At 41.2% G+C, this 7,397-nt stretch carries 7 protein-coding genes, 1 tRNA gene and 1 pseudogene; 7 read left to right on the top strand and 2 right to left on the bottom strand.

Annotated features, from left to right (window positions below):
* Positions 1-329: 329 nt before the first annotated feature.
* Together IM479_RS16195 and IM479_RS16190 are read left to right on the top strand one after the other, a co-directional pair.
* The gene (locus tag IM479_RS16195) at positions 330-1,607 is read left to right on the top strand and encodes a M16 family metallopeptidase (RefSeq protein ID WP_287686603.1); all 1,278 of its coding nucleotides are present in this window, start codon (positions 330-332) and stop codon (positions 1,605-1,607) included.
* Positions 1,608-1,610: 3 nt separating this feature from the next.
* Positions 1,611-2,870 carry a M16 family metallopeptidase gene (locus tag IM479_RS16190; protein ID WP_287686601.1) on the top strand — a complete coding sequence of 420 codons (1,260 nt, stop codon included), beginning with the start codon at positions 1,611-1,613 and terminating at the stop codon, positions 2,868-2,870.
* A 52-nt stretch (positions 2,871-2,922) separates the two neighbouring features.
* Here the strand turns inward: IM479_RS16190 and IM479_RS16185 are convergent.
* Positions 2,923-2,994: transfer RNA gene (locus IM479_RS16185), tRNA-Asn, on the bottom strand.
* 146 nt (positions 2,995-3,140) lie between these two features.
* Between IM479_RS16185 and IM479_RS16180 the strand changes: the two genes are divergently transcribed.
* From IM479_RS16180 to IM479_RS16160, 5 genes and pseudogenes are all read left to right on the top strand, one after another.
* Positions 3,141-3,614 carry a hypothetical protein gene (locus tag IM479_RS16180; protein WP_287686600.1) on the top strand — a complete coding sequence of 158 codons (474 nt, stop codon included), beginning with the start codon at positions 3,141-3,143 and terminating at the stop codon, positions 3,612-3,614.
* A 235-nt stretch (positions 3,615-3,849) separates the two neighbouring features.
* Entirely contained in the window at positions 3,850-4,383 is a 534-nt protein-coding gene (locus tag IM479_RS16175; RefSeq protein WP_024971244.1) for a hypothetical protein, read from the top strand.
* A 336-nt stretch (positions 4,384-4,719) separates the two neighbouring features.
* Entirely contained in the window at positions 4,720-5,709 is a 990-nt protein-coding gene (locus IM479_RS16165) for an adenine-specific methyltransferase EcoRI family protein (RefSeq protein ID WP_287686597.1), read from the top strand.
* Between the two features lie 16 nt (positions 5,710-5,725).
* Positions 5,726-5,935: pseudogene (locus IM479_RS22755) on the top strand (DUF1254 domain-containing protein); the annotation flags it as partial.
* A gap of 102 nt (positions 5,936-6,037) precedes the next feature.
* Positions 6,038-6,820: a DUF1214 domain-containing protein gene (locus IM479_RS16160; protein ID WP_353737578.1), complete on the top strand. Its 783-nt coding sequence runs from the start codon at positions 6,038-6,040 to the stop codon at positions 6,818-6,820.
* A 95-nt stretch (positions 6,821-6,915) separates the two neighbouring features.
* Here the strand turns inward: IM479_RS16160 and IM479_RS16155 are convergent, their stop codons facing one another.
* Positions 6,916-7,053 carry a hypothetical protein gene (locus tag IM479_RS16155; protein ID WP_287686594.1) on the bottom strand — a complete coding sequence of 46 codons (138 nt, stop codon included), beginning with the start codon at positions 7,051-7,053 and terminating at the stop codon, positions 6,916-6,918.
* Positions 7,054-7,397 lie beyond the last annotated feature (344 nt).

Below are 7,397 nucleotides of genomic sequence, written 5' to 3'. Positions count from 1 at the left end.
GGTCAATTACCTAATTTTCAGGGAAAAAGTCCCGGAATTTTCCCCCCAATCACTCCAATCGCTGGCACTTTTTGATTGACAAAAAGTCTAAAAGTCTTATCGAACAATGTTTTTAGATTTATCCAGCAAACCCTAATTAGGGAGCGGTAAACAGTAATCAGTAATCAGTGAACCGAAAACTCACATCTGATAACTGATCACTGATCACCGATAAGGCTGATATTTGGGGGAATTGTCTAGAAATCATGACAAAATTTTTTAATGGTTGAGCAGGCAAGAGATAAGATAATCTATGTATAGAATTTAACAAAAAATCTGGTTAACGGACATTGATCAAGTCGATAGCACAGTGTCAAACGAGTTCTTTTCCCGCTCAGGTATGGCAATTAGATCACGGCTTAACCGTAATTCATCAGTATTTACCCGTGACTCCTGTGGTGGTGGTGGATGTGTGGGTGAAAGCAGGTGCGATCGCTGAACCCGATCTATGGTTAGGTATGGCCCATTTTCTCGAACACATGATCTTTAAGGGGACGAAAAAACTTCCCCCCGGACTCTTTGACTATTTAATCGAAAATTGTGGCGGAATGACCAACGCTGCCACCAGTCACGATTATGCACACTTCTATCTCACCAGCAGTGTGGATCAAATTGAACATACCTTACCCCATCTGGCAGAAATTCTCCTCCATGCTGAGATTGACGACGAAGAATTCTATCGGGAAAAAGATGTAGTTTTAGAAGAATTACGGGCCTGTTATGATGATCCCGATTGGATTGCCTACCAAACCCTCTGCGGAAGTATCTATCAAAACCATCCCTACGGACGCTCTATTCTAGGCGATCAACCCTGTTTAGAGCAATTAACCCCCAATCAAATGCGCTGTTTCCATCGCACCTATTATCAACCGGAAAATATGTGTGTGGCGATTATCGGGGGAATTGAACCCCAACCAGCTTTAGAAATTATCCGGCAATCTTTTCGGGAATTTCCCGTCCCCTCGGAATCCCCTCCCCATCTAGTGGCTGCCGAACCCCCCCTGATCGAAATTCGTCGTTCCCAAGTATATTTACCCCACCTAGAACATTCTCGTCTCTTGATGGGATGGATGGGACCAGGATGCGAGCGCCTAGAAGATGCCTTTGGATTAGACTTGATTTCTGTAATTCTTGCCGGGGGACGCTGTTCGCGGTTAGTGCGACAGCTGCGGGAAGAAGCGCAAATCGTCCTCGATATTAACAGTAATTTTTCCCTGCAACGAGATTCCAGTCTCTTTACCATCGGTGCTTGCCTATCTAGCTCACAAACCGCCGCAATTGAAGCTATTATCTGTGAACATATCCAACATCTGCACGATGATCCCGTCACCCCCGAAGAATTACACCGCACTCAACAGTTATTAACTAACGATTATATTTTCTCCACAGAAACCCCGGCCCAATTAGCGGGACTCTATGGATATTATCAAACCCTGAGAGCTGCCGACCTAGCAACGATCTATCCCCAAGTTATCCAAAGTTTGCAACCGTCAGATCTACAGCGTCTCGCTCGTCAGTATCTCTCCCCGGAGCGATATGCTATTACAGTAATGCAACCCTGTGAATAAACGATGTCCGCTTCTCCCATTCACCGCTTAATCTTAGAAAATGGCATCACCCTTTTAGTGATGGAAAATACGGCCGTGGAGTTGGTTGCTGGGAGGATTTTCCTCAAAAATGCGGGTACTCGTTGGGAAAAAACCGAAAAAGCGGGTTTATTTCGTCTTTTAGCAGTGCTGCTCACCAAAGGTACAGAAAAGTTATCTTCCCTAGAAATTGCCGATCGCGTTGAGTCCACGGGGGCCGGTTTAAGCGCGGACACGGGGACTGATTATTTTGTGGTTAGTTTAAAGACTGTTACCAAGGATTTTTTAGATATATTGCGTCTAGCGGCAGAAATTATTCGTTTTCCCAGTTTTCCACCCCCAGAAATCGAATTAGAGAAAAATATCACCCGTCAAAGCATTCGCTCTCAATTGGAACAGCCTTTTAACGTCGCTTTTAATCAATTACGCGCAGCTATGTACCCCGATCATCCCTATGGTATGTCTTTATTGGGTACGGAGGCAACGGTTTCTCAATTGCAACGGGAGGATATGCAGGCCTATCATAGTCGCTTTTTCCGTCCCGATAACTTGGTGATTAGTCTTTCCGGTCGTATTACCCTAGAGGAAGCGGTAAAAGCAGTGACGGAAATTTTTGGCAGTTGGTCAATTCCCGATCTTCCTTTATCTAGTTTACCCCCGGCCGCTTTTGATTTTCAGCCTACCTGTTTAACTACCGTCCAAGCTAGTCAACAGGCGATCGTTATGTTAGGATACCCCGGGTCTTCTGTACAAGAGGATGATTATCCCGTTTTAAAATTATTGAGTACCTATCTGGGGAATGGGTTATCTAGTCGTTTATTCGTGGAATTGCGAGAAAAACGGGGATTAGCTTACGATGTTTCCTCTTTTTATCCCACCCGTCTCGATTCTTCCCAATTTGTCATTTATATGGGTACTGCACCTCAAAATACAGCGATCGCCGTGTCGGGATTGCGTCAGGAAGCAGAAAGGTTATATAAAGTAACTTTGAGTGAGGAGGAGTTACAGTCAGCTAAAAATAAGTTATTGGGTCAATATGCTCTCGGTAAACAAACTAACGCCGAAATCGCTCAATTATACGGTTGGTATGAAAGCTTAGGTTTGGGGATTGAATTCGATCGCACTTTCCTGGATTCTATTAATCGGATTACTCCTGAACAAGCGCGATCGGTAGCCAGTAAATATTTTCAAAATCCTTACATTTCTTTAGTCGGTCCAGAAAATGCGATCGCTGAAATTCTCTAGTGAGATCAAAAAGCAGCAACAAGAAAGTATTGCTGCTGCTATTTTCGATTAACTCCCCGGGTGGGATTCGAACCTACGACCAATCGGTTAACAGCCGACCGCTCTACCACTGAGCTACCGAGGAAAGTTACTCACAATTAATAATTATAATCATAAGTCCCTCAATAATGCAAGTGCTTTCTGGATTTTTTCTAAAAAAATTTCCGGTGCCGGTAGCGGTAGGCGGAGAATCAACTATTGTGGAGATAAGGACACCATTAAGTCTAGTCTATGCTTGCCCATCACCGCCGTCCCGTCTCCCTATGTCTGCTCTCGACAGATCTACCCATCCTCTCCACTTTAGAGACTGCCGCTACCCTCTACCAAAAGGATCGCCACCGGTTTCATCTTCTCCTCAATCAACCACTGGTCGCTCTCCCAGAAATAGAGACACTTAAACCCGAAAATAAGCAAAATAAATTAATTTGGCTAGAAATTTCGGCCAATCGGGTAATTATGACCATGCAAGGCCAGGGAAGATTTTCCTATCGTCATTTTTGGGAACAAGGGGTTTTTGGTGTCAGTCGCTACTGGTTAAATGCCGAAAGTTCTCAACCGGGTGACGCTTTTCGCGTCCGCAACTATACCCGTAGTCTCCAATTAGAGGGGAATAATCTCCCCGAATATTTGCGTCTAGAGTACGAATTATGGTCAGATAAGCTGATTTTAGGTCATTATGTCCTTCATCTGCAAGTACACCAATAAATAGGACACTTTTGCCCTGAAAATTAGTTAATTGTCGGGTGGATTGAAGACTTAGTGCTAGACTTCCCGAAAAGTCTATTTTATTTCAGCTTGTTGTTAGGAATCTACTTAAAAGAGGTTGTTTAATCTGACTAATACGCTCTTGGGTATGATATGGGGAAAAGTTCCGGCGATTGCAGTAAAATGGGGGAATATGCCGAAAGTTTCCACATATCGTTACTCTGAGGACTGTTATATGGACGACAAGCTACTTAAAAAATACCTTGAATACGCAAAGACCGAAGAGTCCTTTGCAGTTCTCTTTGTGAAAAAGCATCTCGCTCAAGCAAAAGAGCATTGGGTAGATATTGTCGATTGCCGACGTTATGAGATGTCCTCGGATAATCTACATTTCAGATTCGTCGTAGGTGGCTTGTATAAGAGAAAGATAAAACCTCAGTATCCATCAAAATCTGTGTACACCATTAATGGCAAATTTGATGAAGGCAGATATTACTTAATGGTACGAGCTATAACGTGGGAAACCGCACATAAGGACATTGAACAGCAAAAATCAAAGAACATAACACCACGGAAATTCAAGATAACAGGGATAAGCTACGATAAAAATCGAAGCAACAAAGACTTTTTCCGGAAGGACGCACCACCAGAAATAAAGGCTCTTGCAAATAATCTTAACGACCGTACAAACCCACTATGGGATAGGGCTTTGCAATACGCTAACAAGCCAGAGTTTGTTTATGAGATTAAGAAAGTTTACATCAACTAGCATAGTGCCTAACAATTCAAATGCAGATCGCTATCGCTGTAGGGTGCGTTCCCTAATGCAAGTCCTGCTACAAAGCGCTCGCTTTTTGGGAACGCACCATGCACATTGATGGCAGCTGTGAAGTTAGAAGCATGAAACCCAACCCCCGATCATGTTACGTTACCGCTAACCCGTCCTACAAATAATTGTGCCTCCCTACTTATCAAAAAAATGTTTGATATTATGCTTGAAATTTCTAAAACCTCTCTTCAAGTATTAGGCAGTGAAATATTTAATCAGATAACCAAAAGTAAATAACTAAAAACAAAAGATTTATTAAATCAAAAAAGATTGAAAATGGCAAGAAATGCAACAAATAAAATATTGCAAAATGCTAAAAAATCAAAAAGTGACGAGTTTTATACACAACTTTCAGATATAGAAAGTGAGTTGCAATATTATAAAAGTCATTTTGAAAATAAAGTAGTTTATTGCAATTGCGATGACCCCCGAATTAGTAACTTTTTTAAGTATTTTGCCTCAAACTTCCAAAAATTAGGTCTAAAAAAAATAATAACATCTTGTTATCGAGAACAAGGGAGAGATTTATTTAATAGAGAAGAAGATGAAAAGGGTTTTTTCTTTGAATATACAGGTACAGAGAGAGAAAAAAATAAACCTAGTTCAACTGACATTGTTTACTTTAATGGGGATGGGGATTTTCGTAGTTTTGAAAGTATTGAACTATTAAAAAAGTCCGATATTGTTGTTACTAATCCCCCATTTTCATTATTCAGAGAATATGTAGCTCAATTAGTTAAATACGACAAAAAGTTTTTGATAATTGGCAATATTAATGCAATAACCTATAAAGAAATTTTCAAACTAATTAAAGAAAACAAAGCATGGTTAGGAATAAATCTTGGTAGAGGTGTTTCTGGTTTCATTGTTCCCGAACAATATGAACTTTATGGAACAGAGGCTCGTATTGACAATTCTGGAAATAGAATAGTTTCTCCAAATAATTGTTTATGGTTAACAAACTTAGACATATCAAAACGACATGAAGATATGGCTCTCACAAAAAGATATTTTGGCAATGAAGCTGAATATCCAAAATATGACAATTATGATGGAATTAATGTAAATAAAACCCAAGACATTCCCTTAGACTTCAAGGGGGTTATGGGTGTACCAATAACATTTTTACATAAATTCAATCCCGACCAATTTGAAATAATTAAATTCAGGAAAGGGAATGATGATAAAGATTTATCAGTAAATGGGAAATGTCCGTATTTTAGAATACTAATCAAGAATAAACGAATACAATTGGACGTGGCTTGATCTCACTCAGGGGCCGTTGGTTTTAGAAGTCCCTCCGAAAGTATTAGGAACTGTTAATGATATTTGGTTTCGCTGGGTAATTGATGTGGGCATTACTGGCCCCGATAAAGGCGAAGGCGGAAAGTACCTCTTTTTACCTCCAGGCTACAAAGGAGAAATTCCATCGGGTTATAATGTGGTGAAATCACCGACTTTTAATATTTGGATTCCCTGGCGCAGTTTTTTGGTTAAGGGCGATCCGAAACCTGGGGTTGAGTTGGTGACAAAGAACACGAAAATTTATCCTTTAAACAGTGCGAACAATCCCCCCGCTTTAAATTTTGTGAATATGTCGGGTAAGCCGTTTAATACTGTTGCACCCGCAGATTATCGGTTCTGGGAACTGCTCAATCAAGTGGTACAGGAAGAGCCGAGTGAATCCCTCGATCAAATTCGACTGGGTTATTATGCCTCTATCGGTATTCAAAAAGGTAAGCCATTCAAACCCGATGAACGCATGAAAAAAATCTTGACAGAAGCGGCGGCGGTGGGGGATGCAACAGCACGGGCGATCGCTTTTCATAATCGACAGAAGGAGGCTTATTACTATCCGAACAGTGCTTGGCAGTTACCCTTCATCGGTGGCTATAAGTTCCAAACCCAGCCTGATGTGCTGAACATGGATGCTTATATCTACTACTATTTCATGGCGACGGGGGTTACTCCCGCAATGGAAGAAAAAATGGTCGGACTGGGTTCTCAATATGCTTGGACAGCCCGTGATGCTAAGGGGAATCTCCTTGATGGTGACAAGAGTTATCGCCTCCATTTACCGCCCAATATTCCCGTTAAAGATTTTTGGTCAGTTATTCTTTACAGCAACCAAACGCGATCGCAGATTCAGACGGATCAACAGTTTCCCAGTGTCGGTAGTCAGACTAAGGGGCTTTTGGTTAATGCTGATGGTTCTGTGGATATCTATTTCGGGCCGAAACCGCCTGCTGGCAAGGAGAATAATTGGGTACAGACGATTCCTGGCACGGGTTGGAACACGATTCTTCGGCTTTATGGCCCGCTTGAGCCTTGGTTTGACAAGACTTGGCGACCAGGGGAAATCGAGTTATTGAAATAGCCCTATCCAGAATATTTCTTGATCGCTGATCTGTAGTTTGGATTGAGGTGATAAAATGCAACATTACCTTTTTCTCGCTAATAAAATCGGCGATCTCACTGAGCTAATAAGCTAAGATGATGTTTGAGAAGGGTCAGACTCAACGCGAGAATAAAGCTTTCAGCCGTCAGGCTATAGCGGTATTCAGAGTTACGAGAAAACCAAAATTCTTGCTGGGTAAGGGTTTCAGCCATTTTGTTTGTCCCTCACCGGCGCAGATACCGCTATAAACTTTTCAGACATTATCCTTTATATAATTTGCTCCAAACCTAAACAAGCTTTTTCTTATAAATTATGGACACACAACAAACTGAACAAATAGTAAAAGAACTAAATTCTTTTATTAAAAATTTAGATAGATGGGCAACACAGCTTCAAACAGCTACTGTTATACTTCCAATTCGGCTCTTCGGTAATTGTTATGCAAATAATTAACTTAAAATAAAATTCGATGAGAGTGCCTACGCCTAAAAGTAGCTGAAATCTATACAGGGAGACACTTAAGGCACAAATAGGTTAATACCAAAAGATAGACAAT

This window comes from Microcystis sp. M165S2 (assembly GCF_020245885.1).
In the GTDB taxonomy this organism is placed as follows: domain Bacteria; phylum Cyanobacteriota; class Cyanobacteriia; order Cyanobacteriales; family Microcystaceae; genus Microcystis.
Note: the sequence above shows the minus strand (reverse complement) of the source record. Positions and strands in the feature narration are given on the sequence as shown.